Origin of the sequence: Streptomyces cinnamoneus, from assembly GCF_014650495.1 — a bacterium.
Classification (GTDB): Bacteria; Actinomycetota; Actinomycetes; order Streptomycetales; family Streptomycetaceae; genus Streptomyces; species Streptomyces cinnamoneus.
In genome coordinates this window covers 396,914-420,556 of record NZ_BMVB01000002.1, presented here as the reverse complement: position 1 = coordinate 420,556, position 23,643 = coordinate 396,914, and the positions used below count along the sequence as shown (strand labels likewise).

The window sequence follows — 23,643 nt, the reverse complement described above, 5'->3', positions numbered from 1 at the left end:
GAGCCACCGGGGCGCCGTCGTCATGTGCGCGTGCCGCTTACGACAGGAACGAGTTGATCTCGATCGTCTCGGTGCGGCCCGGGCCGACGCCGATCGCGGAGATCGGGGCGCCCGACATCTCCTCCAGGGCCTTCACGTACGCCTGCGCGTTCTTCGGCAGGTCGGAGAAGGTCTTGGCCTTGGAGATGTCCTCGGTCCAGCCCGGCAGCATCTCGTAGACCGGCTTCGCGTGGTGGAAGTCGCTCTGGCTGTAGGGCAGCTCCTCGACGCGCTTGCCGTCGATCTCGTACGCGACGCAGACCGGGATCTGCTCCCAGCCGGTGAGGACGTCGAGCTTGGTGAGGAAGAAGTCCGTCAGGCCGTTCACGCGGGTCGCGTAGCGGGCGATGACCGCGTCGAACCAGCCGCAGCGACGGTCACGGCCGGTGGTGACACCGCGCTCGTGGCCGATGGTGCGCAGCTTCTCGCCGTCCTCGTCGAAGAGCTCCGTCGGGAACGGGCCGGCACCGACGCGCGTGGTGTACGCCTTGAGGATGCCGATCACGCGGTTGATCTTCGTCGGGCCCACGCCCGCACCCGTGCAGGCGCCGCCCGCGGTCGGGTTCGAGGAGGTGACGAAGGGGTACGTGCCGTGGTCGACGTCCAGCAGGGTGCCCTGGCCACCCTCGAAGAGGACGACCTTGCCCTCGTCGATGGCGTTGTTCAGGATCAGCGTGGTGTCGGCGACGAACGGCTTGATCTGGTCCGCGTAGGCCAGCAGCTCGTCGACGATCTTCGCGGAGTCGATCGCGCGGCGGTTGTAGAGCTTCGCCAGGATCTGGTTCTTGAAGTCGAGGGCCGCCTCGACCTTCTGGGTCAGGATCGACTCGTCGTACAGGTCCTGGACGCGGATGCCGACGCGGTTGATCTTGTCCGCGTAGGTCGGGCCGATGCCGCGGCCGGTGGTGCCGATCTTCCGCTTGCCGAGGAAGCGCTCCGTCACCTTGTCGACCGTCGTGTGGTACGGCGTGATCAGGTGAGCGTTACCGCTGAGCAGCAGCTTGGACGTGTCGACGCCGCGCTCGTTGAGTCCGCTCAGCTCGGAGAGCAGGACCGCCGGGTCGACGACCACACCGTTGCCGATGACCGGAGTGCACTCCGGCGAGAGGATCCCGGAAGGGAGGAGGTGCAGCGCGTATTTCTGGTCACCGACGACGACCGTGTGGCCGGCGTTGTTGCCACCTTGGTAGCGCACCACGTAGTCCACGGAGCCACCGAGCAGGTCGGTGGCCTTTCCCTTGCCCTCGTCACCCCACTGAGCACCGAGCAGCACAAGTGCGGGCACAGGCGTACACCCCTTCCGGGCGGGGCATGTCCAACGTGCACAGGTGGCCTCCGCCCGCTTGATACGGGCGTTCACCACCGCTAGAGCCGTCGAACCGGTGCCCCGGATAGACGAAGCCCCTGGCGCAACAGCGACAGGGGCTCTTGCACCGAGAGATTACCTGAGGAAGGACGAAGGTGTCGGCTGCAGACCCGAGCGGAGCGCAGCTGCTCGTCGTCATCGACCCGGTTGCACGCCGTGTGGACGGCGAGTCCACACGGATCGCGAGGGACGTGCTGTGCGCCGGAGCAGTGGCGAAAATCTGCCTCCCGAACGGGCCGGAGGAGGTGGCGCGGGCGCTCGCCCGGCGGGGTCGGCGCCGGACCGTCGTCATCGGCGACGACCGCGCCCTGTTGCGCGTCGTCGGTCTGCTGCACCGCCGCCGCGAGCTGGCCGACGCGCCCCTGGCGTGGGTGCCGGTGGGCGCCCTGCCGGCGGTGTCGGTGGCCCGGGTGCTCGGCGTCCCGCTGGGAGCCGTGGCGGCCGCACGGGCCGTTCTGGAGGGCGCGGAGCGCCGTCTGGGGCTGCTGGCCGACGACAGCGACGGCGTCGTCCTGGGCGGTCTGTGGGTGCCCGCGGGGGGCGGCCGGGGCCGGGCGCCGGCGATGGCCCCGCTGCCGCCGCGCGCCCGGGAGGGGGCGGACGTGCCGTCCGGGGCCCACGCGTGGTGGTGGACGCCGGCCGCGCGCACGGCGCGCACGGCCCTGACGCTGCTGTCCGGGCCCTCGGCCCGGCACCCGGTCCCGGCGTGCACCCGGCTGCGGGTGGAGGCCGACGGGGTGCTGCTGGCGGACCTGGACCGGCCGGTCGGGCGGGTCGCCGTGGCGGCCGTGGACGGGGCGGCGGAGGTCGTGGTCCACGAGCACGCGGCGCCCGAGCCGGTGCGCACCCGGGCCCGTACCGTCACCGTCTCCGGCCCGGACTTCCGCTACCGCGCCGACAACCGCGTCCGCGGCCCGGTCCGCACCCGCACGTGGACGGCGGTGGCGGACGCGTGGCGGCTGACGCTGCCGCGCGCCTGAGGGGGCGCCGGGGGCCTCAGCCGCCCGGGGTGACCAGGCCCGCTTCGTAGGCGAAGACCGCCGCCTGGGTGCGGTCGCGCAGGCCCAGCTTCACCAGGATGCGGCTGACGTGCGTCTTCACTGTCGATTCGGCGACGACGAGGTGCGCCGCGATCTCGGAGTTCGAGCGGCCCTGGGCGACCAGCACCAGCACCTCCGTCTCCCGCTCCGTCAGGTCGGCCACCCGCTCCAGGGTGGGCACCCGGGGCGATCCCAGGCGCGAGAACTCCTGGATGAGCCGCTTGGTGACCGTGGGCGCGAGCAGCGCCTCCCCCGCGGCCACCACGCGCACGCCGTCCGCGAGCTGCCGGGCGGAGGCGTCCTTGAGCAGGAAGCCGCTCGCCCCGGCCCGCAGCGCCTGGTAGACGTACTCGTCCAGGTCGAACGTGGTCAGCACCAGCACCTTGGCGTCCGCGTCGGCGGCCACGATCTCGCGGGTCGCGTCCAGGCCGTTCAGCCCGGGCATGCGGATGTCCATCAGGATCACGTCCGGGCGCAGCGCCGCGGCCTTCTCGACGGCCTGGCGGCCGTCCACGGCCTCGCCGACGACCTCGATGTCGGGCTGGGCGCCCAGCAGCACGGAGAAGCCCTCACGGACCATCATCTGATCGTCCACGATCATCACGCGGATGCTCATGCCGCGGCCTCGCCCGCCACGACCGGCAGGAACGCGGCGACCTCGTAGCCGCCCTCCGCGGTGGCCTGTGCCGTCATCGCGCCGCCGAGCATCGAGACCCGCTCCTGCATGCCGAGCACGCCGTGCCCGGCGCCCGGGGAGGGCTTGGCCAGGCGGTCGGGGCGGCCGTTGACGACGCGCAGGCCGAGCCCGCCCAGCACGTGGCTGACCTCCACCCGGGCCGCGGCTCCGGGGGCGTGGCGCAGGACGTTGCTGAGCGCCTCCTGGACGATGCGGTACGCGGACAGCTCCACGCCCTGCGGCAGCGGCCGCACCGAGCCCGTCGTCACCTGCTCGACGGTCAGCCCGGCGGAGCGGACGTTGGCGAGCAGGCCGCCGAGGTCGGCGAGGGTGGGCTGCGGGGCCTCGGGGGCGGCGAAGGCGTCCGGGTCCTCCGACCGGACGACGCCGAGCACGCGGCGCAGCTCGGTGAGGGCCGCCACGGCGTTCTCCCGGATGGTGACGAAGGCGGCGGCCAGCTCGGGTGGCGTGTCGGCGACGCGGTAGGGCGCGGCCTCGGCCTGGATGGCCACCACGGACATGTGGTGGGCGACCACGTCGTGCAGCTCGCGGGCGATGGTGGTGCGCTCCTCCAGGACGGTGCGGCGGGACCGCTCGACCTCGGTGACGGCGACCTGGGCGGCGACCTGCTCCTTGGACTCGCGCATGCCGCGCACGGCGGCGACGGCGAGGAGCAGGACGCCGGAGAGGACGGACATCTCGAAGGTGCCGCTGTCGTAGCCGTAGCCGCGCACCAGGGTCACGAAGGCCCCGAAGGCCGCGGTGATCAGCCACATCTCGGCGGCCAGGCGGGGCCGGGTGCGCAGCGTGACGATCGTCATGACGGCGAGGTGGGAGACGAACCCGCTCGCCGTCCAGGGCGTGATTCCGATGACCAGGCTGGAGAGGAAGGCGGCGCCGATCGACAGCCACCAGGCGCCGACGGGCCGCAGCAGCGTGGTGACCAGCGGTATGCCCGCGAAGGCCGCCAGCAGCACGCCGCCCGTCTCCGGCCGTTCGGACAGGGCGGCCAGCATGATCATCGCGGTGAGACCGGCGACGGCCGCGTGCGGCAGCCACCGCGTGTACCGGCCGGTGGCCCCGGGGGCCCGGCGCACCAGCACGTGACCGTCGCCGAGCGGCGGCAACGGGCGGAAGGCGAAGGCGTCGGTGAACAGGTCCTTGCGCACCCCCTCGGTGGCGCTCTCCAGGAGGCGCATCTCGCTGCGCAGGCCGTTCGTGTCATGCATCTCGGTCACACCCACCACGGTAGGCACCGTGCGGTGCCGGTGGCGTCCGCGCGGGTGGGGATTGTCGGGGTCCGTCTTAAGGACTACGCGCGGGCGGGGTGCGGCCCGCGGGTGAGGGGCAGGACCCACCGGGCGCACTCCGGCGTGCCCGGCGTGATCAGCTCGTAGTGGCCCGCGCCCGGGAGCACGGTGAGGTCCACCGCCGCTCCCGCCGCGCGCGCCGCGGCCGCGTAGGCCCGCGACAGCTCCACGGGCACGTCCTCGTCGTCCGTGCCGTGGACGATGGCGACCGGCACCCGCGGCGGCGGCAGCCGCAGGGGGTCGGCCAGGTGCTCCTGCTCCGGGGCGACGAGCCCGGCGACCGCGTCCCCGCTCAGCCCCAGCGCCCGCGCGCGGGCCAGGTCGGCCACCGGGGCGAGGGCGATCACGCGGTCGACGCCCGTGGCGGCCGCGGAGGCCGCCCACAGCGCCAGGTGGCCGCCTGCCGAGTGCCCCACCACCACGTGGCGTGCGGGGGCGGCGGCGCCGCGGCCGGTGCCGATCGCCCGGACGACGTCGCCGAAGGTCTCCGGCCAGCCGCCGCCCCCGCCCACCCGGCGGTACTCCGCCAGCGCTACCTCCAGGCCCTGGCCGGCCAGTGCCGCCGCCAGCGGAGCGAGGTGGTGGCGGTCGTACGTCTCGCGCCAGAAGCCGCCGTGCAGCAGCGTCACCCGCGTGCCCCGTGCCGTGCCCGGCGCGGGCGGGTGGACGTCCACGACCTGGCTGGGGTGGGGGCCGTAGGCGACCCTCACGCCAGCACCTCCCCCAGCACCCTCGCCGCCCGTTCCGTCTCCGCGAAACCCGTGTACAGCGGGGTGAAGCCGAAGCGCAGGACGTCCGGGCGGCGGAAGTCGCCGACGACGCCCCGGCGGACGAGCTCCGCCATGGTCTCCTGCCCGTCGGCGGTGCACCGCAGCGACACCTGGCTGCCCCGTTCGTCGTGCGCGGCGGGCGTGAGGGACCGCACCCGGCCCCGCGGTGCGTACGCCTCGACGCAGCGCAGGAAGAAGTCGGTCAGGGCGAGGCTCTTGGCCCGTACGGCGTCGATGCCGACGCCCTCCCACACGTCCAGGGCCGCGTCGAGGGCGAGGAGGGAGAGGATGTCGGGCGTGCCGACCCGGCCGCGGAGCGCGCCGTCGGCTGGCGCGTAGGCGGGCGCCAGGGCGAACGGGTCGGCGTGGGAGTTCCAGCCGGGCAGCGGGGAGTCGAAGCGCGGCTGCAGGTCGCGGCGGACGTAGAGGTAGGCGGGCGAACCGGGGCCGCCGTTGAGGTACTTGTACGTGCAGCCGACCGCGAGGTCCACGCCGTGCGCGTCGAGCGCGACGGGCAGCGCGCCCGCGCTGTGGCACAGGTCCCACACCACCCGGGCCCCGGCGGCGTGCACGGCGGCGGTGATGCCGGGCAGGTCGTGCAGCCGCCCGGTGCGGTAGTCGACGTGGTTGACGAGGGCGACGGCCGTGCGCGGCCCTGCGGCGGCGGCCATGGCGCCGGCCTCGACGGAGCGGATCCGGCAGCCCGTCATGCGCGCCGCGGACTCGGCGATGTAGCCGTCGGTCGGAAAGGTCTGCGCGTCGACGAGGATCTCGTCGCGGCCGCTCGCACCGGCCAGGCGCACGCCGACGACAACCGCCTTGAAGACGTTGACGCTTGTCGAGTCCCCGGCCACCACCTGCCCGGGCGCCGCCCCGACGAGCCGGCCGATGCGGTCGCCGACCCGCTCGGGCGCCGTCCACCAGCCGGACTCGGTCCACGAGCGGATGCCCAGCCGCCCCCACTCGCGGTCGACGACGTCGGCGAGCCGGCCGCGAACGCCCCGGGGCAGCGCCCCGAGGGAGTTGCCGTCCAGGTACACCACGCGGGCGGCCGCGTCCCGGCCGTCTTCTCCCGCACCCTCGTCGCCGCGCCCGTCCTGCCCGTCCTGCCCGTCCTGCAGCACGAAGTCGGCGCGCTTGGCGCGCAGTACGTCGGCGGCGTCGAGCGCCGCCGCCTCGCCCGCGAGGTCGTCAGACACGGCTGCGGGCCGTCCACAGCTCCGGGAAGACGTGCTTGGTGACGCGCTTCTCCAGCCAGGCGACGCCCGCCGACCCACCCGTCCCCACCTTCGCGCCCATCGCCCTGCGCGTGGCCACCAGATGGTCGTTGCGCCAGCGCCACACCAGCTCGGCGACCTCGGTGAGGGCCTCGCCCAGCCGGCACTCCTCGCTGCTCTGGTCGCCCGCGTAGACGCGCTGCCAGACGTCCTCGACCGCCGGGTCGCCGGTGTACCGCTCGCTGACGTCACGCTCGCGCACGGCCGCGGGTACCGCGTGGCCGCGCCGGGCCAGGAAGCGCAGGACCTCGTCGTACAGGCTCGGCGCGTGCAGCGCCTTCTCCAGCTCCGCGTGGACGTGCGGCACGCCGCGGTAGGGGACGAGCATGGCGGGGGACTTCTCGCCGAGCAGGAACTCAAGGCGGCGGTAGGTCGCCGACTGGAAGCCCGAGGCGTCGCCCAGCGCCGAGCGGAAGGCGTTGAACTGGGCCGGCGTCAGGTGCCCCAGCGGCTTCCAGGAGGCGTTGAGCGATTCGAGCTCGTACGCGGAGCGCCCCAGCGCCGCCATCGCGACGGGCAGGTCGTCCTCACGCAGGGCCCGGGCGGCGGTCTCCCACTCGTGCACGATGACCGTGAACCACAGCTCCATCACCTGGGTGGTGACGAGGAAGACCATTTCACCGGGATCGTCGGAGAGCGGTTCCTGCAGGTGGGAGAGGGTGTCGGCGCGTACGTACTCCTCGTACGGGGTCGCGCCCGCGAAGTGCCGGACGGGGCCGGGGGTGGTGGTCTGGCCGAGCTGTGGTTCGAAAGTCACGCGTCGCCTCCACTGCCGTCGCTCCCGGGATCGCCGGGGCTCGCCGGGGTACGCCGCGATCATCCGTGCCGGACGCCGCCACGGCAAGGGCCGTGACGGCGCCGGGGCGCGGGGCGCCCGTCAGCCCAGGGTGTTGGCGGCCGTCGGGGAGCTGTCGCGCAGGAACGCCGTGCAGCGCTCGTACTCCTCCTGCTCGCCGATCGACTGCGCGGCCCGCGCGAGGGCGTGCAGCGCGCGCAGGAAGCCGCGGTTCGGCTCGTGCTCGAACGGCACCGGGCCGTGGCCCTTCCAGCCGCTGCGGCGCAGCGCGTCGAGGCCACGGTGGTAGCCGGTGCGGGCGTAGGCGTACGACTCGACGACCCGGCCGCCCTCGAACGCCTCGTCGGCGAGCTGTGCCCACGCGAGCGAGGACGACGGGTACTTGGCCGCGACCTCGGCGGGAGCCGCCCCGGAGGCGAGCAGCTCGCGCGGCTCGGGGTCGTCGGGGAGGTGGGTCGGGGGCGGTCCCCCGAGCAGGTTCTCGTGAATGGACATGCGCTCCAGTCTGCCCCAGCCACCGGCGGGGGCCTACGCGTCGCCCGGATCCAGCGGCGGCGCCGACACACCGCAGTGGTACGTGCACTCGGGGTGGCAGGCGGCGGTGCGCGGCACCGGCGACCGGACGGTGGTCCAGGCCAGCAGCGCCCCGGTCACCAGCGCTCCCGCGCACAGGAGCATGGCCCGGTCGAAGGCGGCGGAGAAGGCGGGCGGGTCGCGGTAGACGTCGGGGTCCATGCCGGCGGCCAGGGGCAGCGCGGCCACCGCGATCAGCCCGGCCGCGCGGGCGGCGGCGTTGTTGATGCCGCTGGCCAGGCCCGCGCGGGAGACGTCGACGGAGGCCAGCACCGTCGCGGTCAGCGGGGCCACGAGCACGACCATGCCCAGGCCCAGCACGGCGAGGGCGGGCAGCACGTCCCGCCAGTACACCGCGCCCGCGCCGACCCGCGTCATCAGCAGGAGCCCGACCGCGCACAGCAGGGGCCCGAGGGTCAGCGGGAGGCGCGGCCCGGTGCGCTGGGCGATCCGGCCCGAGCGGGCGGAGAGCAGCAGCATCAGCACCGTCGTGGGCAGCAGCGCCGTGCCCGCGGCGAGGGCGGACCAGCCGGCGACGACCTGCAGCTGCAGCACCGAGAGGAAGAAGAAGCCGCTGAAGGCCGCGTAGACGAAGACGGTGACGGCGTTGACGGCCGAGAACTGGCGGACGGCGAAGATGCCCAGCGGCAGCATCGGGTCGGGCCGCCGCCGCTCGACGTACACGAATGCAACGCCCAGCAGTACGCCGACGACGGCGGGCACGACGACCCCGGGCGAGGCGCCCTGGTCGGGCGCGGCGATCAGGGCGTACGTGACCGCGGCGAGGGCGAGCGCGCCGAGCGCGGCACCGAGGACGTCGAAGCGGCCGTGGGCCGCGGGATCGCGGGTCTCGGGCACATGGCGCAGGGCGACCAGGACGCAGACGACGGCGAGCGGCAGGTTGATCAGGAACACCCAGCGCCAGCCGGGGCCGTCCACCAGCCAGCCGCCGACGAACGGGCCGACCGCCGAGGCGACGCCGCCCAGCCCGGACCACGCACCGACCGCGCCCGCCCGGTCGTCGGGGTGGAAGACGGCCTGGATCAGCGCGAGCGAGCCGGGGGTGAGCAGCGCCCCGCCGACGCCCTGCAGCGCCCGGGCCGCGATCAGGACCCTGGCGTCGGGCGCCACCCCGCACAGCAGGGAGGCCAGCGCGAACCACACCACGCCGACGACGAACACCTTCCGCCGCCCGTAGCGGTCGCCCAGCGCACCGCCGAGCAGGATGAGCCCGGCGAGGGTGAGCATGTAGGCGTTGACGATCCACTGGAGGGCGCCGAGGCCGGCGTCGAGGTCGCGGCCGATGTGGGGCAGGGCGACGGTGACGACCGTGCTGTCCAGCATGGCCATGCCCGACCCGAGGACGGCCGTCAGCAGGACCCCGCGCCCGGCGGCGGTGCCCAGGCGCACCGCGGGCGTGCCGCTTCCGGGGGCGCTGCTCATGGCCCGATCATCCCCCGCGGGGCGGGGGGCGGCCACGCGAAGGGGCCCGGCGCCCGCTCGGTGAGCGGAGGCCGGGCCCCTGGCGACCGTGGTGGCGCTTACTTGAGCCTGGTGCCCGTGGCGCGCAGGTCGGCGCAGGCGCGGGTGACGCGCTCGGCCATGCCGGCCTCGGCCAGCTTGCCCCAGCTGCGCGGGTCGTAGGTCTTCTTGTCGCCGACCTCGCCGTCGACCTTCAGGACGCCGTCGTAGTTGCGGAACATGTGGTCCGCGACCGGGCGGGTGAAGGCGTACTGGGTGTCGGTGTCGAGGTTCATCTTCACGACGCCGTTCTCCAGCGCGGTGCGGATCTCCTCCTCGGTGGAGCCGGAGCCGCCGTGGAAGACGAAGTCGAACGGGTCGGCCTTGCCGTGCTTGGCGGCGATGCCGTCCTGCAGCTCGCGCAGCAGCTCCGGCTTCAGGACGACGTTGCCCGGCTTGTAGACGCCGTGGACGTTGCCGAAGGAGGCGGCCAGCAGGTAGCGGCCCTTCTCGCCCAGGCCGAGCGCCTCGGCGGTCCGCTCCACGTCCGCGACGGTGGTGTAGAGGTCGTCGTTGATCTCGTGGGAGACGCCGTCCTCCTCGCCACCGGTCGGGGTGATCTCGACCTCAAGGATGATCTTCGCCTTCACGGCCTCGGCGAGGAGCTCCTTCGCGATCGCAAGGTTCTCGTCGAGCTTCTCGGCGGAGCCGTCCCACATGTGGGACTGGAACAGCGGGTTCTGACCGGCGGCGACGCGCTCCTGCGAGATGGCCAGCAGCGGGCGGACGTAGCCGTCCAGCTTGTCCTTCGGGCAGTGGTCGGTGTGCAGCGCGATGTTCACCGGGTACTTCTTGGCGACCACGTGCGCGAACTCGGCGAGCGCGACGGCACCCGAGACCATGTCCTTACTGTACTGACCGCCCAGGAACTCCGCGCCACCGGTGGAGATCTGGATGATGCCGTCGCTCTCCGCCTCGGCGAAACCGCGCAGCGCTGCGTGCAGAGTCTGCGTCGAGGTCACGTTGATGGCCGGGTAGGCGAACTTGCCTGCCTTCGCCCGGTCGAGCATCTCGTTGTAGACCTCGGGGGTTGCGATGGGCATCTGTCCGCTCCTTGTGATGTGCGGGTACGGGCGTGTACGGGCCCTGACCTAGGGGGCGACGGTCATCGTCGGACCCATCTTCCCAGACTCCCTGCGGAGCTCCACATGACGCACACCTCATGGATGCGCGAAGGGCGCGTGGTTTCACGTGAAACCACGCGCCCTTCGGCACGCCATGGGACGAAACGCCAGGTCAGACCGGGGGCACCCCCGGTCGGCCAGGGTTACGACAGGTCGAGGTCGCCCAGCGAGTAGCCCGTCACGTAGCGCAGGCCGGCGCCCTCGATGGCCGACTCGGCACCGCGGTCGACGATGGTGGCGACCGCGACGACCTCGGCGCCCGCCTCGCGGGCAGCCTCCACGGCGGTCAGCGGGGAGCCGCCGGTGGTGGAGGTGTCCTCGACCACGAGGACCCGACGGCCCTTGATGTCCGGGCCCTCGATGCGGCGCTGCATGCCGTGCGTCTTCTGGGCCTTGCGGACCACGAAGGCGTCCAGCTTGCGGCCGCGCGCGGCGGCGGCGTGCAGCATCGAGGTGGCGACCGGGTCGGCACCCAGGGTGAGACCGCCCACGGCGTCGAAGTCGAGGTCGGCCGTGGCGTCGAGCATCACCTGGCCGACCAGCGGCGCCGCCTCGGCGTCGAGGGTGATCCGGCGCAGGTCGATGTAGTAGTCGGCCTCCTTGCCGGAGGAGAGGGTCACCTTGCCGTGCACCACGGCCTTGTCCTTGATCTGCTGCAGCAGGGCGTCACGCGCATCCGTCATGGCCATGAGCTTAGGCCAGGGACCGCCAGGTCCACGTCGTGGAGATCTCCAGGGGGTCGATCGGAGTGACCAGGCGCGGGTGGCTGTTGAGCCCGTTGGGCGGGCCGGACTGCGGCTCGACGCAGACGGCCTCGGACTGCTCGTCGTAGACCACGACCCATTCGGCGCGGCTGGTGACCTTCAGCTCCAGGGCGCCGGGCCAGGTGAGGGTGACGTCGACCCCGTCGGGCATGCCGAAGCAGTCGTCCCAGGGGCCGGGGCGCGGGTCGATGCGGCGGCCGGTGGGGAGGTGGTCCTCGCCGCGCTCCTCCTGCCACTCGGGCCGGAAGCCGATCTCGACGTCCTTGCCGGTGCCGAGGTTGCGCAGGAACCAGGGGTGCCAGCCGGCCTGCGCCGGGAAGGAGTCGCCGTAGGTCTCGACGCCCATGGTGAGGGTGAGGGAGTCGCCCGTCAGCTCCACCAGCTGGGTGACCCGGCCGCTGTACGGCCAGGGGTCGGCGAGGTCGTAGGTGAACGCGGCCGAGGTGCCGCCCTCGGATGCCGTCCGCGCGGTGCGCCAGGCCGTGTCGCGGCCGGTGCCGTGGATGGCGTGGGGCGGGGAGTTGAGGGGCAGCCGGTGGATCTCGCCGCCGTTGCGGAACTGGCCGCGGTCGGTGCGGCCGCACCACGGCACCATGGGGAAGGCCCCGTAGCGGGGGCCCTGCCGGAGGAGTTCCAGGCCGCCGACGCGAAGGCCGGCGATCCTGCACCCGTTGCGGGGGTCCACGACCACTTCGGCACCGTCGGCGGCCAGCGTCACGTTTTGGCTCACTTCGTCGCTCACCCTCACGACCCTAGGGCCTGTGGCCTGGCCGGACCGGCGGAACCCGGCCGGAGCGGCTCAGCGCTTGCGCCGCAGGGCGCGCGTCACCACCACCGCGCCCGCCAGGGCGATCGCCGCGGCGGGGGCCGCCCAGCGCAGCACCGCCGTGCCGGAGGTGGTCTCCGGCGCCGGGACGGGGGCGTACCGGCCCCGCGGGGGCGCGTGGTCGACCTCTTCCGCACTGCGGCCGATCATCGTGCGGCGGGCGTGGGCCGCCTCGGCCGGCGGCTCGTCGTCGAGGGCGTTGCCGTCGAGCGGCGTGGAGGCCGTGAGGGTTGTGTCCTCGCCGGTGACGGGGACCTCCGGCGCCGGGGCGGCGGCCGCGGCGTCCTCGCGGAGCTCCTCCGCCAGGGCCGCGCCGAAGCGGTCGAGCAGCCGCCGGGCGGCGGACTCCGCGGTCTTGGCGTCGAACTCGGCCAGCCGTCCCGCGCCGCTGACGGTGCCCAGGCAGCTCAGCCGCGTGCCGCCCGGCATCTCCTCCGGCAGCGCGCTCAGCGCGAGCGTCACCGTGCCGGACCCCCGGGCCTCGGTGCCCTCGCCGGACAGCTCGTACGAACCGTCCCGCTCGGTCAGGCGCAGCGCGCCCCGGTAGGTGATCGTGGAACCGCCGATGCGCAGCCGGAGCCGCCCCGCGAGCGCCGCGCCGGACGAAGCGTCCTGCTGCAGGCCGGGGACGCACCGTGCGACGCGTGCCGGGTCGGAGAGAACCCGCCGTACCGCACCGACGGGAAACGGAACGAACACCTCATGCTCCATAGCAAGCGAGCCTACCCACCGGGCCCCTCACCAGGCCCGCCCCGGTCGAATCCGATCGAACTTTCCGTCAGAAGACGGTCAGTATCCGACCGTGAACCGCTCACCGACGTGCTTCGGCGTCTCGATCTCGTCGATGACCGCCACCGCGTAGTCCTCGGCGGAGATCCGGCTCTTGCCCTCCGCGTCCACGACGAGGTCGTCGAGCGCGGTGCGGTAGCTTCCGGTGCGCTCACCGGGCTCGATGAGGCCGGCCGGGCTGATGTTCGTCCAGCGGACGTCGGTGACCGTGCGGTAGAAGTCCAGCGCGTCCCCGTGCGCGTGCATGATCTGCAGCAGGAAGTCCGGGATCCCCTCCGCGTCCCAGACCTGCTTGCCGTCCGGGGTGCGCAGCGAGCCGGCACCGCCGACGGCGATCAGCCGCGGGGCATCGCCGCCGAGCCGGTGCAACCCGTGGACCAGCGACTTCGCAGCCGGCGCGATGGTCGCGACATGGCCGGGGCCGTCCCCGCCGCCGACCGCGCTGACCAGCACGTCATGGCCCTTGGCCACGGCGGCGACCGAGGCCGCGTCGAGCACGTCACCACTGACGACCATCAGGTTCGGGTGCTGCACGGTGAGCTTCAGGGGGTCGCGCTGGGCCGCCGTCACGTGGTGTCCGCGGTCCAGCGCCTCGCGCAGAATGCGACTGCCGATCGTGCCGGTCGCGCCGAAGAGAGCGATCTTCGCCATGGGGATCTCCTGTTGATGCGCGGGTGAACCGCTGTTGTCCGTGACGACCACGCTAGATCCGGCCCCTGCCCCCGGCCAGGTAGGCTCGCGTCTCCCCATGGTGAAAAAACGACATGATGACCCGGTCGGCGAGGGCGGCCGAACGCCCGGGATACCCGGCGTCCCCGACATCGTCGACCTCGCCTACGACGCCCCGCCCGGCACCCCGGCAGGCCTGGAGGTCCTCACCCTCGCCGAGCTGCGCGAGCGCGCCCCCGAAGGGCTGCTCACCCGGCCGCAGCGGCTGGACTTCCACCAGATCGTCGCCGTCGACTTCGGTTCCGCCCCGCACGTCGTCGACTTCACCGCCCACACCCTCGGCCCCGGCGCGGTGCTGTGGGTGCGGCCCGGCCAGGTCCAGCAGTACGGCGACGCCGGCGCCCTCGACGGCACCGTCGTCCTCGTCCAGCCCGGTTTCCTGCCGCCCGGCACGGCGGTCTCGGAGGCGGCCGACGATCCCTTCCGTCCCGTGCTCTGGCGCCCCGCCGGCGGCGACCGGGAGGCCGTCTTCTGCGCCGTGCGCCACCTGGCCACCGACTTCCGCACCGGCAGCCACCTGCCGCCCGGCATCCACGCGGACGTCCTGCGCCACCTGCTGTCGGTGCTGGTGCTGCGCATGACCCACGGCAGTGCCGCCGCGAGCGGCGTACCCGCGCCCGCCGAGGCGTTCGTCCGCTTCCGCGCCGCCGTCGAGCGCGGCTTCACCACCCGCCGCCGGGTCACCGACTACGCCCGGGAGCTCGGCTACGCGCCGCGCACCCTGGCCCGGGCGACGCTGGCCGCGGCCGGGGTGGGGGCGAAGGAGTTCATCGACCGGCGGGTGATGCTGGAGGCCAAGCGGCTGCTGGCGCACAGCGACCTGCCCGCCGCCCGGATCAGCGAGCGGCTCGGCTTCGACGACGCCGCCAACTTCTCCGCGTTCTTCCAGCACCGCGCGGGCGCCACCCCGGGCGCCTTCCGCAGGTCCCTGCGCGATCACCGCGCATAGCGCGGGTGCATCAGGGTGGACGGCAGCAGCCCGGCCTCCCCCGGCGCCGGCCGGACGGGGGACCCGGCGCCGGCCGGCAGCTCCACGGGCGGGCGGGAGGCGAGCACGATGCCCCAGCCCCGGCGCTCGCTGCGCGGCGCGGGCAGCGCCGGGACCCGGTAGGGGGCGGTGCGCAGGCCCACGGAGCGGATCGTGGCGTCGACGGTCCAGAAGGTGTGCGGGCGGGCGTCGGGATCGCCGCCGTGCACGGCCATGCGCCCGCCGGGGGCGAGGGCGCGGGCCACCAGACCGTAGAACTCCTGGGAGTACAGCTTGGTGCTGGGCGTGAGCCCGGGGTCGGGCAGATCGGAGATCACCACGTCGTACGGGCCGGTCGCGCCGCCGCGCGCCTCCCGCAGCCAGTCGAACGCATCGGCGGCCACCACCCGCACGCGCGGGTCGCGGTACGCGCGGCGGTTGAGGGCGGCCAGCTCCGTGTCGGTGGCGGCCAGCCGCAACACGGCCTGGTCGAGCTCGACGACGGTCACCGAGGCGACGTCCGCGTGGCGCAGGACCTCCCGGGCGGCCAGCCCGTCCCCGCCGCCCAGGACGAGGACCCGGCGGTGCGGCCCGGCCATGGCGGGCTGGACGAGCGCCTCGTGGTAGCGCAGTTCGTCGCCGCCGACGCGCAGCCGGCCGTCGAGGAAGAGGGAGAGCGGCCGGCCGCTCCGGCCACCGCCGGTCAGCACCACCTCCTGGACCTCCGTCTGCACCGCGACCCGCACGTCCGCCCCGTAGACGGCGTGCCGGGCGGCCCGCTCGAAGGGGCCGGTGAGCGCGGAGCAGACGGCCAGCACCACCAGGACCAGGCCGTTGGCCGCCAGGAGCGCCCAGCGGGCCCGGGCGGAGAGATCGCCGCGGAAGAGCCAGAGCACCAGCGCCCCGCCGGCGACGGCGTTGACCGCCCCGGTCAGCAACGCCCCCGTCAGCTGCCCCAGGACCGGCAGCAGCAGGAAGGGGAAGGCGAGCCCGCCGACGAGCGCGCCCACGTAGTCGGCGGCGAAGAGGTCGGCGACGGCACCGCCCGCGTCCTGGCGGCGGATGCGCTGGATGAGCGTCATCAGCAGCGGGACCTCGGCCCCGATGAGCACCCCGATGACGAGCGAGAAGCCCACCAGGGCGAGCCGGGCCTGGCCGTACCAGGCGAAGCAGGCGTACAGCGCCATGGCCGAGAGGCCGCCGGTGACCGCCAGCACCGCCTCGACGGCCGCGAAGCCCAGGGCGGCGCGTCTGCGCAGCCGTTTGGCGAGCAGCGAGCCGACGCCCATGGCGAAGACCATGACCGACAGCACGACGGACGCCTGGGTGACGGAGTCGCCGATCAAGTACGAGGCGAGAGCGACCAGTTCGAGCTCGTACACCAGCCCGCAGGCGGCGCAGACGAAGACCGTCGCCAGGACGAGGAGGCGGCCGAGCCCGGCCGGTACGGGCAGCCGCGCTGGTACCGGACGGTGGACCATGCGGGAACGCTACGTCACGAGCCCGTACCCCCTTGTCACCCACACGGGTTTAATACTCACGCGTTGGGGTGACATCTCCAGGCCTCTTCAGAGGGCGGCGGCCGTGCGCACCCCCACCCGGGTCCGGGTGGCGACCAGGCACCCTTCCTGCGGATACGCGTGCCAGGTGCGCCAATTTATCTGGCCCTCGCGGCGCTGGGCCAGCAGCGCGGTGAAGGCGTGCGGGTCGCCGGGGAAGGTCCCGGCCAGGCCCTGGGGGTGCTCCGCGACCAGCGCCAGCAGCTCCTGGGCGCGGCCCGCGAAGGAGCTTCTCGACAGGGTCTCGACGCGCGCCGCGAACTCGTACTCCCAGGCGCCCACCCGCTTGGCGACGCCGAGGGGCAGCGGGGTGCTGCTGCCGGGTATGCAGGCGACCGTCTCCGAACAGACTCCGCCCTCCTCTTCGAGTATGACCTGGTGGGAGGCGCCCAGCAGGCGCAGTTGCACCGCCGATCCAGCGAGCTGGAGGTCGAGCACGGCCAGCGCGGGGAGGGGTTCCCTCCCCAGGCACCAGGCGAGGTCGGCGGCGCGGGTATCGGTGTAGGTGGTTTTGAGGGTGGTGAGCATGGGTCGGCTCCGCGAGCGGCAAGTGGAGGGTGGGCCGGCCCGCCCCGTGGAGGACCAGATTCCTTTCGGGTGCGCCGGCTCATGCCCACATGTGAGCTCCTTGGCTCCGGTCCGGTGGATGTGATTCCGGGTGGCGGGGATTCCCAGGAGTTGTCTCTCAGTGGCTCTGAAAGAGAGGGAATCACGAATGAGCGGCTCCCACAGCGGTTTTACCCATCATCTGCAACTTTCCATCCACGCGAGGGCCATGCAGTTCACATGTTCAACAGACCGGTGTCCGGTGGAAGTCGAAAACCACCGGACGCATATGCGGACCGGCATGAGCCACTTGCAAATCCTTTGATCAAATAGCGCCCACCAGCTTCTCCACGGCCTCGGCCACCGACTTCTCCCGCCGGCAGAAGGAGAAACGCACCAGATAGGACGGGGCGTCGGGGCGCAGATGGAAGGCGGACGTGGGAATGGCCACCACCCCGGCGCGCAGCGGCAGTTCACGGCAGAATCGCACGCCGTCCGCGTGCCCCCACGCGCGGATGTCGGCCTGTACGAAATAGCCGGCGTCCGCGCGATAGGGGCGCAGACCCGCGCGCGCAAGCCCCTCACTGAGCAGATCGCGGTTACGGCGCAGAATTCCGCGAAGCTCCCCGGCCCACTCCTCCACGCCCCCCAGCGCCCGCGCGAGCGCCTCCTGGTAGGGCGTGCCCGAGGCATAGGTGAGGAACTGCTTCACGGACGCCACCGCCCGCACCAGGTGGGCCGGTCCGCACACCCAGCCGACCTTCCACCCGGTGACGTTGAAGGTCTTGCCGGCCGACGAGATGGTCAAGGTCCGTTCCCGCATCCCCGGCAGGGCGGCGATCGTCCGGTGCACGGCGCCGTCGTAGACGAGGTGCTCGTAGACCTCGTCCGTCACCACCGTGAGGTCGTGCTCCCGGCAGATGCCGGCGATGACGGCCAGTTCGGCCTCGTCGAACACCTTGCCGGTGGGGTTGTGCGGGGTGTTGAGCAGCAGGACGCGGGTGCGCCCGGTGACGGCGGCGCGCAGCGCGTCCGCGTCGAGGACGAACCCGGCCTCCTCCCCCGTCCCCTCGGCCAAGGGGACGGGCACGAGCCGGGCGCCCGCGAAGCGCGCCACGGCCGGGTAGGCGTCGTAGCAGGGGTCGAAGGCGATGACCTCGTCGCCGGGGTCGCACAGCCCCAGCAGTACCGCCGCGATGGCCTCCGTCGCCCCCGTGGTGACCAGCACCTCGCCCTCGGGCGCGTACTCCAGCCCGTAGCGCCGGCGCTGGTGGTCCGCGACCGCCTCGCGCAGGGCCGGGAAGCCGTAGGCGGGCGGGTACTGGTTGGCGCCTGCGAGCATCGCCTCGGCGGCGTCGCGCAGCAGGGACGCGGGGCTGTCCAGCTCGGGCACGCCCTGGCCCAGATTGACCGCCCCGGTGCGCCGCGCCAGTTCGGTCATCTCCGTGAAGACCGACGCGCCCATGCCCTGCACCCGTGCCGCCGGGCTCCAGCCCGCCCCCGTGAGGTCCTCGGCGTTCCTGGTCATGCGTCCCCGCTCTCCCCTCGGGCCGGCCGCGGCCGGCGTCAGTTCAGACGATCTCGCTCACGATAGGCGCGGCGGGGGCGGGGGCACAGCACATCGCGGGGCCGGGCCGGGCCGCGACACACCGTGGTGCGGCCGAGCGGGTGGAAGGCGCACCGCTTACGGGCGTTCCCGCTCGCGCGCGCGGGGCAGCGGCCGCATGGTCGGTATGCCGCCGGGATGTCGTCGGCGTGCCTCCCTCTCCCTTACTCCCGCGTACCCGCACCGGAGGTGCCCCGTGTCCGCCGGGCCAGCCGTTCAGCACGACGCAGCACCCGTCCGCGCCCCGGAGCAGCACCGCGGCCCGCGTGCGCACCGCGGGGCCGGCCGCGCGGACCGGGTGCGGGAGGCGCTGCGCCGGGCACTGCCCGCGCTCGGGCTGTACGCGGCCGCGCGGCTGAGCGGCATGACGGTGATGGCCGCCTGGGCCTGGACGATCGGCAAGCACCCGCGGACGCTGCTCGGCCACCTGTGGGACGGCATCTGGTACACGGGCATCGCGCGCAACGGCTACGGCCTGGTGCTGCCCTCCCCCACCACGCGCGGGGTCGTCTTCAACGACCTGGCCTTCTTCCCGCTCTTCCCCGGCCTGGTGCGGGCCGTGGCGACCGTGCTGCCGCTGACCGTCGTCACCGCGGGGCTGCTGGTCGCCTGGGCCTCGGCGGGCGCCGCGGCGTGGGGCGTCTACGCGGTCGGCGAGCGGCTGCACGGACGGCGGGTGGCGACGCTGCTGGTGCTGCTGTGGGGGCTGCTGCCGCACGCGATCGTGCAGACCATGGCGTACACCGAATCGCTGATGACGGCCCTTGCGGCGTGGGCGCTGTACGCCGCGCTGACCGGGCGGTGGCTGTGGGCCGGGGGGCTGGCCCTGCTGGCCGGGCTCTCGCGCCCCAACGCCATCGCCGTGGCCGCGGCCGTCGGCTGCACCGCCGCGCTCGCCCTGTGGCGGGACGGGCGGACGCGCGGGGACTGGCGGGTGTGGGCGGGCGCGGCCGTCGCACCCGTGGGCTGGGCGGGCTACATCGTCTGGGCCGGCTACCGCTCCGGGGGCGGGCCGCTGGGCTACTTCGAGGTGCAGCGGCTGTGGGGCTCGCGCTTCGACTTCGGAAAGGACGCCTTCCGCTTCATCCGGCACCTGATCGTGGCGCGGGACTACATGGCGTACTACGTGACCCTGGCGATCCTGGTCGCGGCCCTGGTCGCGCTGGTGTACCTGACGCTGGACCGGCCGCCCGCCGCACTGCTGGTGTACGTGCTGGTGCTGGTCGTCATCGCGGTCGGCGGCTCCAGCTACTTCGCGTCCAAGCCGCGCTTCCTGCTGCCGGCCTTCCCGCTGCTTCTGCCGGCGGCAGTGGCCATGGCCAGGGCCCGGCCGCGCACGATCGCCGTGACGGCGGGCGCGCTGGCCGGGCTGTCGTTCTTCTACGGGACGTACCTGCTGGCCGTGGCCAGGGTCCCGATGTAGCCGTCACGGCCCGGGCGCCCGCGGGAGGCCGTGCCGGGCCGCGAGGCCCGGGCGCCCGCTCAGGCTTCGGCGTCCGGCGTGTCGCCGTCGTCGCCCTCGGCATCGGCCTCCAGGCCGAGCTGCTCGATGAGCCACTTGTCGAACTCGATCGAGGCCCGTACCCAGCTGACCGTGCTGGACACGAAGTGCTCCAGCGAAACACCGACGCCGATCAGCATCTGCGCCTCGCCGATGAGGCGGACGGTGCCGTCGTCGTGGGTGTGGGTGTAGATCTTCGGCCACAGCGTGCGGCGGTTCCAGTCGTCGACGACCTCAAGGAGCTTGGACTTCTCCTCGATGCCGTGCGGACGGTCGTAGAACGTGCGCACGGAGAAGACCTGCTGCTCCTCCTCGCCACGGAACATGAAGTACGTGCGGAACTGCTCCCACGGGGCGGCGAGGTCACCCTCGTCGTCCACGACGTACTTCAGCTCCATCTGCTCAAGGAGCTGCTTGACCAGGTCCTGGTCGGGGATGACGGGGCCTGTCGGGCCCGCCTCAGGCTGCGGTTCGGGTTGGCCCCCGAAATTCGGAATCGAGGACGGGTCGATGCTCACCGTTTTCTTCCCTTCGTACGGTCTCCCGCCATCCTCCCCCATACCCGGCGGGCGCTGGTACCCCCGCCGGGCCGGATGTCACAGGGTTTTCCCGGTGTCTCCCCCGCGCACGGGGGAAACAGTGAGCCCGTCGCCCCCGTCCGCGACGTCGACGCGGACCGTGTCGCCGTCGCGCACCTCACCGGCGAGGATCGCCCGCGCGAGCCGGTCGCCGATGGCGGTCTGGACCAGACGGCGCAGCGGCCGGGCGCCGTAGGCCAGGTCGGGAGCGGCGCCGCCCGGCTCCGCCCCCTCCGCCTCCGGGGCGTGGCCCAGCCGGGCCAGCCACTCCAGGGCGGCGTCGCCGACGTCGAGGGTGAGCCGGCGCTCGGCGAGGCGGCGCTGCAGGTGGCCGATCTGGATCTGGGCGATCCGCTGCAGCTGGCCGGTGCCGAGGGGGTGGAAGACGACGATGTCGTCGAGGCGGTTGAGGAACTCGGGGCGGAAGGAGGCGCGGACCGTCTCCAGCACCTTGGTCTTCTTCTGCTCCTCGTCCAGCAGCGGGTCCACCAGGTAGGTGGAGCCGAGGTTGGAGGTGAGGATGAGGATGGTGTTACGGAAGTCCACCGTCCGGCCCTGGCCGTCGGTGAGCCGGCCGTCGTCCAGCACCTGCAGCAGGATGTCGAAGACCTCGTGGTGGGCCTTCTCCACCTCGTCCAGCAGCACCACCGTGTACGGACGGCGGCGCACGGCCTCCGTCAGCTGCCCGCCCTCCTCGTAGCCGACGTAACCGGGCGGAGCGCCGACCAGGCGGGCCACCGAGTGCTTCTCGCTGTACTCGCTCATGTCGATGCGGACCATCGCCCGCTCGTCGTCGAAGAGGAAGTCCGCGAGCGCCTTGGCCAGCTCGGTCTTGCCGACGCCGGTCGGGCCGAGGAAGAGGAACGACCCGGTCGGCCGGTCGGGGTCGGCGATGCCGGCCCGGCTGCGCCGCACGGCGTCGGAGACGGCCCGCACGGCCTCCTCCTGGCCGATCAGCCGCTTGCCCAGCTCGTCCTCCATGCGCAGCAGCTTCTGCGTCTCGCCCTCCAGCAGGCGGCCGGCCGGGATGCCGGTCCAGGAGGCGACGACGTCGGCGATGTCGTCCGGGCCGACCTCCTCCTTGACCATGAGGTCCTTGGCCGCGGCCTCCTGCTCGGCCTCCGCCTCCGCCTGCGCGGCCTCCTCCAGCTCCCGCTCCACGCCGGGGATCTCGCCGTAGAGCAGCTTGGAGGCGGTGTCGAAGTCGCCGTCGCGCTGGGCGCGCTCGGCCTGGCCGCGGAGCTCGTCGAGGCGCTCCTTCAGCTCACCGACGCGGTTGAGGGACTGCTTCTCCTTCTCCCAGCGCGCGGTCAGGCCCCGCAGCTCCTCCTCCTTGTCGGCGAGGTCGCGGCGCAGCTTGGCCAGCCGCTCCTTGCTGGCCGCGTCGGACTCGTTCTTGAGGGCGAGCTCCTCCATCTTCAACCGGTCGACGGCGCGCTGGAGCTCGTCGATCTCGACGGGCGAGGAGTCGATCTCCATGCGCAGCCGCGAGGCGGCCTCGTCGACGAGGTCGATGGCCTTGTCGGGCAGGAAGCGGGAGGTGATGTAGCGGTCGGACAGCGTCGCGGCGGCGACCAGCGCCGAGTCCGCGATCTGCACCTTGTGGTGGGCCTCGTAGCGCCCCTTGAGGCCGCGCAGGATCGCGATCGAGTCCTCGACGGACGGCTCGGCGACCAGCACCTGCTGGAAGCGCCGCTCCAGCGCCGGGTCCTTCTCGATGCGCTCGCGGTACTCGTCGAGCGTGGTCGCACCGACCATGCGCAGCTCACCGCGGGCGAGCATGGGCTTGAGCATGTTGCCCGCGTCCATGGCGGAGTCGCCGCCGGCGCCCGCGCCCACCACGGTGTGCAGCTCGTCGATGAAGGTGATGATCCGGCCCTCGCTGGCCTTGATCTCCGCGAGGACGGTCTTCAGCCGCTCCTCGAACTCGCCCCGGTACTTCGCGCCCGCGACCATCGCGCCCAGGTCGAGCGCGACCAGCCGCTTGTTCTTCAGCGACTCCGGGACGTCGCCCTTCACTATCCGCTGGGCGAGCCCCTCGACGACGGCCGTCTTGCCGACGCCGGGCTCGCCGATGAGCACGGGGTTGTTCTTGGTGCGGCGCGAGAGCACCTGCACCACGCGCCGGATCTCGTGGTCGCGCCCGATGACGGGGTCGAGCTTGCCCTCCCGGGCGGCGGCGGTGAAGTCCGTGCCGAACTTCTCCAGCGCCTTGTACGTGCCCTCGGGGTCCGGGGTCGTCACCCGCTGGCCGCCCCGCGCGTCCTCGAACGCGGTGAGCAGCTTGGCCGCCGAGGCGCCCTGCTGCGCCAGCAGCTCCCCGGTGCGCCCGCCCTTGGCGGCGAGGCCGATGAGCAGGTGCTCGGTGGAGATGTACTCGTCGCCGAGGTCGCGGGCGCGCTCGGCCGCGTCCGCGAGGACGGCCAGCAGCTCGCGGTTGGGCTGCGGCGGCGCCACGGTCGAGCCCTGCACGCTGGGCAGGCCCGCCAGCTGCCGCTCGGCACCCGACCGCAGCGCGGCGGCGTCGGCCTCGACGGCGGCCAGCAGGTCCATCACGTTCTCGTTGTCCTGCCCGGCGAGCAGGGCCAGCAGCAGGTGCGCGGGCGTCATGTCGGCATGCCCGGCCGATACGGCCCGGTCGTTCGCGGCGCTGAGCGCCTCCCGGCTCCTGTTGGTCAGCTCGGCATCCACGACCTGCGTTCCTCCTCGTACTCGTGGTACCCACGTTCGGATCCTGCTGGAAGCAACGTGCGATAAGTTGAGTCTATTCCACTCAACCCCACGCTCGCCAGGAACAACGACCCGGAGTTTCCCCGGATCACCCTCCCCGACCGAGCCCTTGGCCGCCCGCCGCGGCCCTCCCTCGCCTAACCTGATCGTCATGGCGATCGACCTCCGCGACCCCGGCCCCGCCTACCTCGACTTCTGGCGCGAGCGGCACATCTGCACCCTCACCACCCTCCGCCCGGACGGCTCCCCGCACGTCGTCCCCGTCGGCGTCACCTTCGACCCCGAGGCCGGCATCGCCCGCGTCATCACCAACAAGAGCAGTCGCAAGGCCACCAACGTGCAGGCGGCGGGCCCGGGCGGCGCCCGTGTCGCGGTCTGCCAGATGGAGGGCAAGCGCTGGGCGACCCTGGAGGGCCGCGCGGTCGTCCGCGCCGAGGCCGACGTCGTGGCCGACGCCGTCACCCGCTACGCCGAGCGCTACCACCGCACGCCGAGCCCCAACCCCGACCGCGTGGTCATCGAGATCACGGTCACCAAGGCGCTGGGCCGGGGCTGA

The 23,643-nt window shown here is 73.4% G+C and carries 22 protein-coding genes; 4 read left to right on the top strand and 18 right to left on the bottom strand.

The window, feature by feature from the left end; genetic code table 11:
- Positions 1 to 37 precede the first annotated feature (37 nt).
- Positions 38 to 1,324, bottom strand: a complete 1,287-nt coding sequence (locus IE182_RS04480) for an adenylosuccinate synthase (protein ID WP_190108292.1) — start codon at positions 1,322 to 1,324, stop codon at positions 38 to 40.
- 176 nt (positions 1,325 to 1,500) lie between these two features.
- Between IE182_RS04480 and IE182_RS04475 the strand changes: the two genes are divergently transcribed.
- Positions 1,501 to 2,385 carry a diacylglycerol kinase gene (locus IE182_RS04475; RefSeq protein ID WP_190108291.1) on the top strand — a complete coding sequence of 295 codons (885 nt, stop codon included), beginning with the start codon at positions 1,501 to 1,503 and terminating at the stop codon, positions 2,383 to 2,385.
- A gap of 16 nt (positions 2,386 to 2,401) precedes the next feature.
- Here IE182_RS04475 and IE182_RS04470 read toward each other — a convergent pair whose 3' ends face one another.
- From IE182_RS04470 to IE182_RS04415, 12 genes are all read right to left on the bottom strand, one after another.
- Positions 2,402 to 3,061, bottom strand: coding sequence for a response regulator (locus tag IE182_RS04470; protein ID WP_190108290.1), 660 nt, complete (start codon positions 3,059 to 3,061; stop codon positions 2,402 to 2,404).
- Positions 3,058 to 4,350 carry a sensor histidine kinase gene (locus IE182_RS04465; RefSeq protein WP_190108386.1) on the bottom strand — a complete coding sequence of 431 codons (1,293 nt, stop codon included), beginning with the start codon at positions 4,348 to 4,350 and terminating at the stop codon, positions 3,058 to 3,060. The genes IE182_RS04470 and IE182_RS04465 overlap by 4 nt, the downstream gene beginning before the upstream one ends.
- A gap of 83 nt (positions 4,351 to 4,433) precedes the next feature.
- On the bottom strand, positions 4,434 to 5,141 hold the full coding sequence (locus IE182_RS04460; protein WP_190108289.1) for a prolyl oligopeptidase family serine peptidase: 708 nt from the start codon (positions 5,139 to 5,141) through the stop codon (positions 4,434 to 4,436).
- Positions 5,138 to 6,400: a kynureninase gene (kynU, locus tag IE182_RS04455; RefSeq protein ID WP_190108288.1), complete on the bottom strand. Its 1,263-nt coding sequence runs from the start codon at positions 6,398 to 6,400 to the stop codon at positions 5,138 to 5,140. Before kynU ends, IE182_RS04460 begins: the two co-directional genes overlap by 4 nt.
- Positions 6,393 to 7,235, bottom strand: coding sequence for a tryptophan 2,3-dioxygenase family protein (locus tag IE182_RS04450; protein ID WP_229844558.1), 843 nt, complete (start codon positions 7,233 to 7,235; stop codon positions 6,393 to 6,395). Before IE182_RS04450 ends, kynU begins: the two co-directional genes overlap by 8 nt.
- A gap of 120 nt (positions 7,236 to 7,355) precedes the next feature.
- Positions 7,356 to 7,769: a DUF3151 domain-containing protein gene (locus tag IE182_RS04445; RefSeq protein ID WP_190108286.1), complete on the bottom strand. Its 414-nt coding sequence runs from the start codon at positions 7,767 to 7,769 to the stop codon at positions 7,356 to 7,358.
- Positions 7,770 to 7,802: 33 nt separating this feature from the next.
- A complete protein-coding gene (locus IE182_RS04440; RefSeq protein WP_190108285.1) occupies positions 7,803 to 9,290 on the bottom strand; it encodes an MFS transporter in 1,488 nt (495 codons plus the stop codon).
- Positions 9,291 to 9,388: 98 nt separating this feature from the next.
- A complete protein-coding gene (fbaA, locus tag IE182_RS04435; protein ID WP_190108284.1) occupies positions 9,389 to 10,411 on the bottom strand; it encodes a class II fructose-bisphosphate aldolase in 1,023 nt (340 codons plus the stop codon).
- Between the two features lie 224 nt (positions 10,412 to 10,635).
- Entirely contained in the window at positions 10,636 to 11,181 is a 546-nt protein-coding gene (gene pyrE, locus IE182_RS04430) for an orotate phosphoribosyltransferase (protein WP_190108283.1), read from the bottom strand.
- A gap of 4 nt (positions 11,182 to 11,185) precedes the next feature.
- The gene (locus tag IE182_RS04425) at positions 11,186 to 11,998 is read right to left on the bottom strand and encodes an aldose epimerase family protein (RefSeq protein WP_190108282.1); all 813 of its coding nucleotides are present in this window, start codon (positions 11,996 to 11,998) and stop codon (positions 11,186 to 11,188) included.
- A 57-nt stretch (positions 11,999 to 12,055) separates the two neighbouring features.
- A complete protein-coding gene (locus IE182_RS04420; protein WP_190108281.1) occupies positions 12,056 to 12,793 on the bottom strand; it encodes an SRPBCC domain-containing protein in 738 nt (245 codons plus the stop codon).
- A gap of 78 nt (positions 12,794 to 12,871) precedes the next feature.
- Complete coding sequence (locus IE182_RS04415; protein WP_190108280.1) at positions 12,872 to 13,522, bottom strand: NAD(P)-dependent oxidoreductase; 651 nt, start codon at positions 13,520 to 13,522, stop codon at positions 12,872 to 12,874.
- Positions 13,523 to 13,619: 97 nt separating this feature from the next.
- On the opposite strand from IE182_RS04415, the gene IE182_RS04410 reads away from it, so the two are divergent.
- The gene (locus IE182_RS04410; protein ID WP_190108279.1) at positions 13,620 to 14,549 is read left to right on the top strand and encodes a helix-turn-helix domain-containing protein; all 930 of its coding nucleotides are present in this window, start codon (positions 13,620 to 13,622) and stop codon (positions 14,547 to 14,549) included.
- On the opposite strand, the gene IE182_RS04405 is transcribed toward IE182_RS04410, so the two are convergent.
- From IE182_RS04405 to IE182_RS04395, 3 genes are all read right to left on the bottom strand, one after another.
- Positions 14,537 to 16,048, bottom strand: a complete 1,512-nt coding sequence (locus IE182_RS04405) for a polyamine aminopropyltransferase (protein WP_190108278.1) — start codon at positions 16,046 to 16,048, stop codon at positions 14,537 to 14,539. The genes IE182_RS04410 and IE182_RS04405 overlap by 13 nt on opposite strands.
- A gap of 87 nt (positions 16,049 to 16,135) precedes the next feature.
- On the bottom strand, positions 16,136 to 16,654 hold the full coding sequence (locus IE182_RS04400) for a DUF2617 family protein (protein ID WP_190108277.1): 519 nt from the start codon (positions 16,652 to 16,654) through the stop codon (positions 16,136 to 16,138).
- 343 nt (positions 16,655 to 16,997) lie between these two features.
- On the bottom strand, positions 16,998 to 18,200 hold the full coding sequence (locus IE182_RS04395) for an aminotransferase class I/II-fold pyridoxal phosphate-dependent enzyme (RefSeq protein ID WP_190108276.1): 1,203 nt from the start codon (positions 18,198 to 18,200) through the stop codon (positions 16,998 to 17,000).
- Positions 18,201 to 18,474: 274 nt separating this feature from the next.
- Here IE182_RS04395 and IE182_RS04390 point away from each other — a divergent pair, with 274 nt between their 5' ends.
- Positions 18,475 to 19,701 carry a putative hexosyltransferase gene (locus IE182_RS04390; RefSeq protein ID WP_229844557.1) on the top strand — a complete coding sequence of 409 codons (1,227 nt, stop codon included), beginning with the start codon at positions 18,475 to 18,477 and terminating at the stop codon, positions 19,699 to 19,701.
- A gap of 59 nt (positions 19,702 to 19,760) precedes the next feature.
- Here the strand turns inward: IE182_RS04390 and IE182_RS04385 are convergent, their stop codons facing one another.
- Positions 19,761 to 20,297, bottom strand: a complete 537-nt coding sequence (locus IE182_RS04385) for a YbjN domain-containing protein (protein ID WP_229844556.1) — start codon at positions 20,295 to 20,297, stop codon at positions 19,761 to 19,763.
- Between the two features lie 78 nt (positions 20,298 to 20,375).
- On the bottom strand, positions 20,376 to 23,048 hold the full coding sequence (clpB, locus tag IE182_RS04380) for an ATP-dependent chaperone ClpB (protein ID WP_190108274.1): 2,673 nt from the start codon (positions 23,046 to 23,048) through the stop codon (positions 20,376 to 20,378).
- Positions 23,049 to 23,238: 190 nt separating this feature from the next.
- On the opposite strand from clpB, the gene IE182_RS04375 reads away from it, so the two are divergent.
- Positions 23,239 to 23,643, top strand: coding sequence for a pyridoxamine 5'-phosphate oxidase family protein (locus IE182_RS04375; protein ID WP_190108273.1), 405 nt, complete (start codon positions 23,239 to 23,241; stop codon positions 23,641 to 23,643).

Coding starts and splice junctions, on each gene's coding strand:
- IE182_RS04420 (WP_190108281.1), bottom strand. CDS start 12,793: ATGGAGCATGAGGTGTTCGTTCCGTTTCCCGTCGGTGCGGTACGGCGG.
- IE182_RS04440 (WP_190108285.1), bottom strand. CDS start 9,290: ATGAGCAGCGCCCCCGGAAGCGGCACGCCCGCGGTGCGCCTGGGCACC.
- IE182_RS04415 (WP_190108280.1), bottom strand. CDS start 13,522: ATGGCGAAGATCGCTCTCTTCGGCGCGACCGGCACGATCGGCAGTCGC.
- pyrE (WP_190108283.1), bottom strand. CDS start 11,181: ATGGCCATGACGGATGCGCGTGACGCCCTGCTGCAGCAGATCAAGGAC.
- IE182_RS04405 (WP_190108278.1), bottom strand. CDS start 16,048: ATGGTCCACCGTCCGGTACCAGCGCGGCTGCCCGTACCGGCCGGGCTC.
- IE182_RS04395 (WP_190108276.1), bottom strand. CDS start 18,200: ATGACCAGGAACGCCGAGGACCTCACGGGGGCGGGCTGGAGCCCGGCG.
- fbaA (WP_190108284.1), bottom strand. CDS start 10,411: ATGCCCATCGCAACCCCCGAGGTCTACAACGAGATGCTCGACCGGGCG.
- IE182_RS04375 (WP_190108273.1), top strand. CDS start 23,239: ATGGCGATCGACCTCCGCGACCCCGGCCCCGCCTACCTCGACTTCTGG.
- IE182_RS04400 (WP_190108277.1), bottom strand. CDS start 16,654: ATGCTCACCACCCTCAAAACCACCTACACCGATACCCGCGCCGCCGAC.
- IE182_RS04470 (WP_190108290.1), bottom strand. CDS start 3,061: ATGAGCATCCGCGTGATGATCGTGGACGATCAGATGATGGTCCGTGAG.
- IE182_RS04445 (WP_190108286.1), bottom strand. CDS start 7,769: ATGTCCATTCACGAGAACCTGCTCGGGGGACCGCCCCCGACCCACCTC.
- IE182_RS04465 (WP_190108386.1), bottom strand. CDS start 4,350: ATGCATGACACGAACGGCCTGCGCAGCGAGATGCGCCTCCTGGAGAGC.
- IE182_RS04410 (WP_190108279.1), top strand. CDS start 13,620: ATGGTGAAAAAACGACATGATGACCCGGTCGGCGAGGGCGGCCGAACG.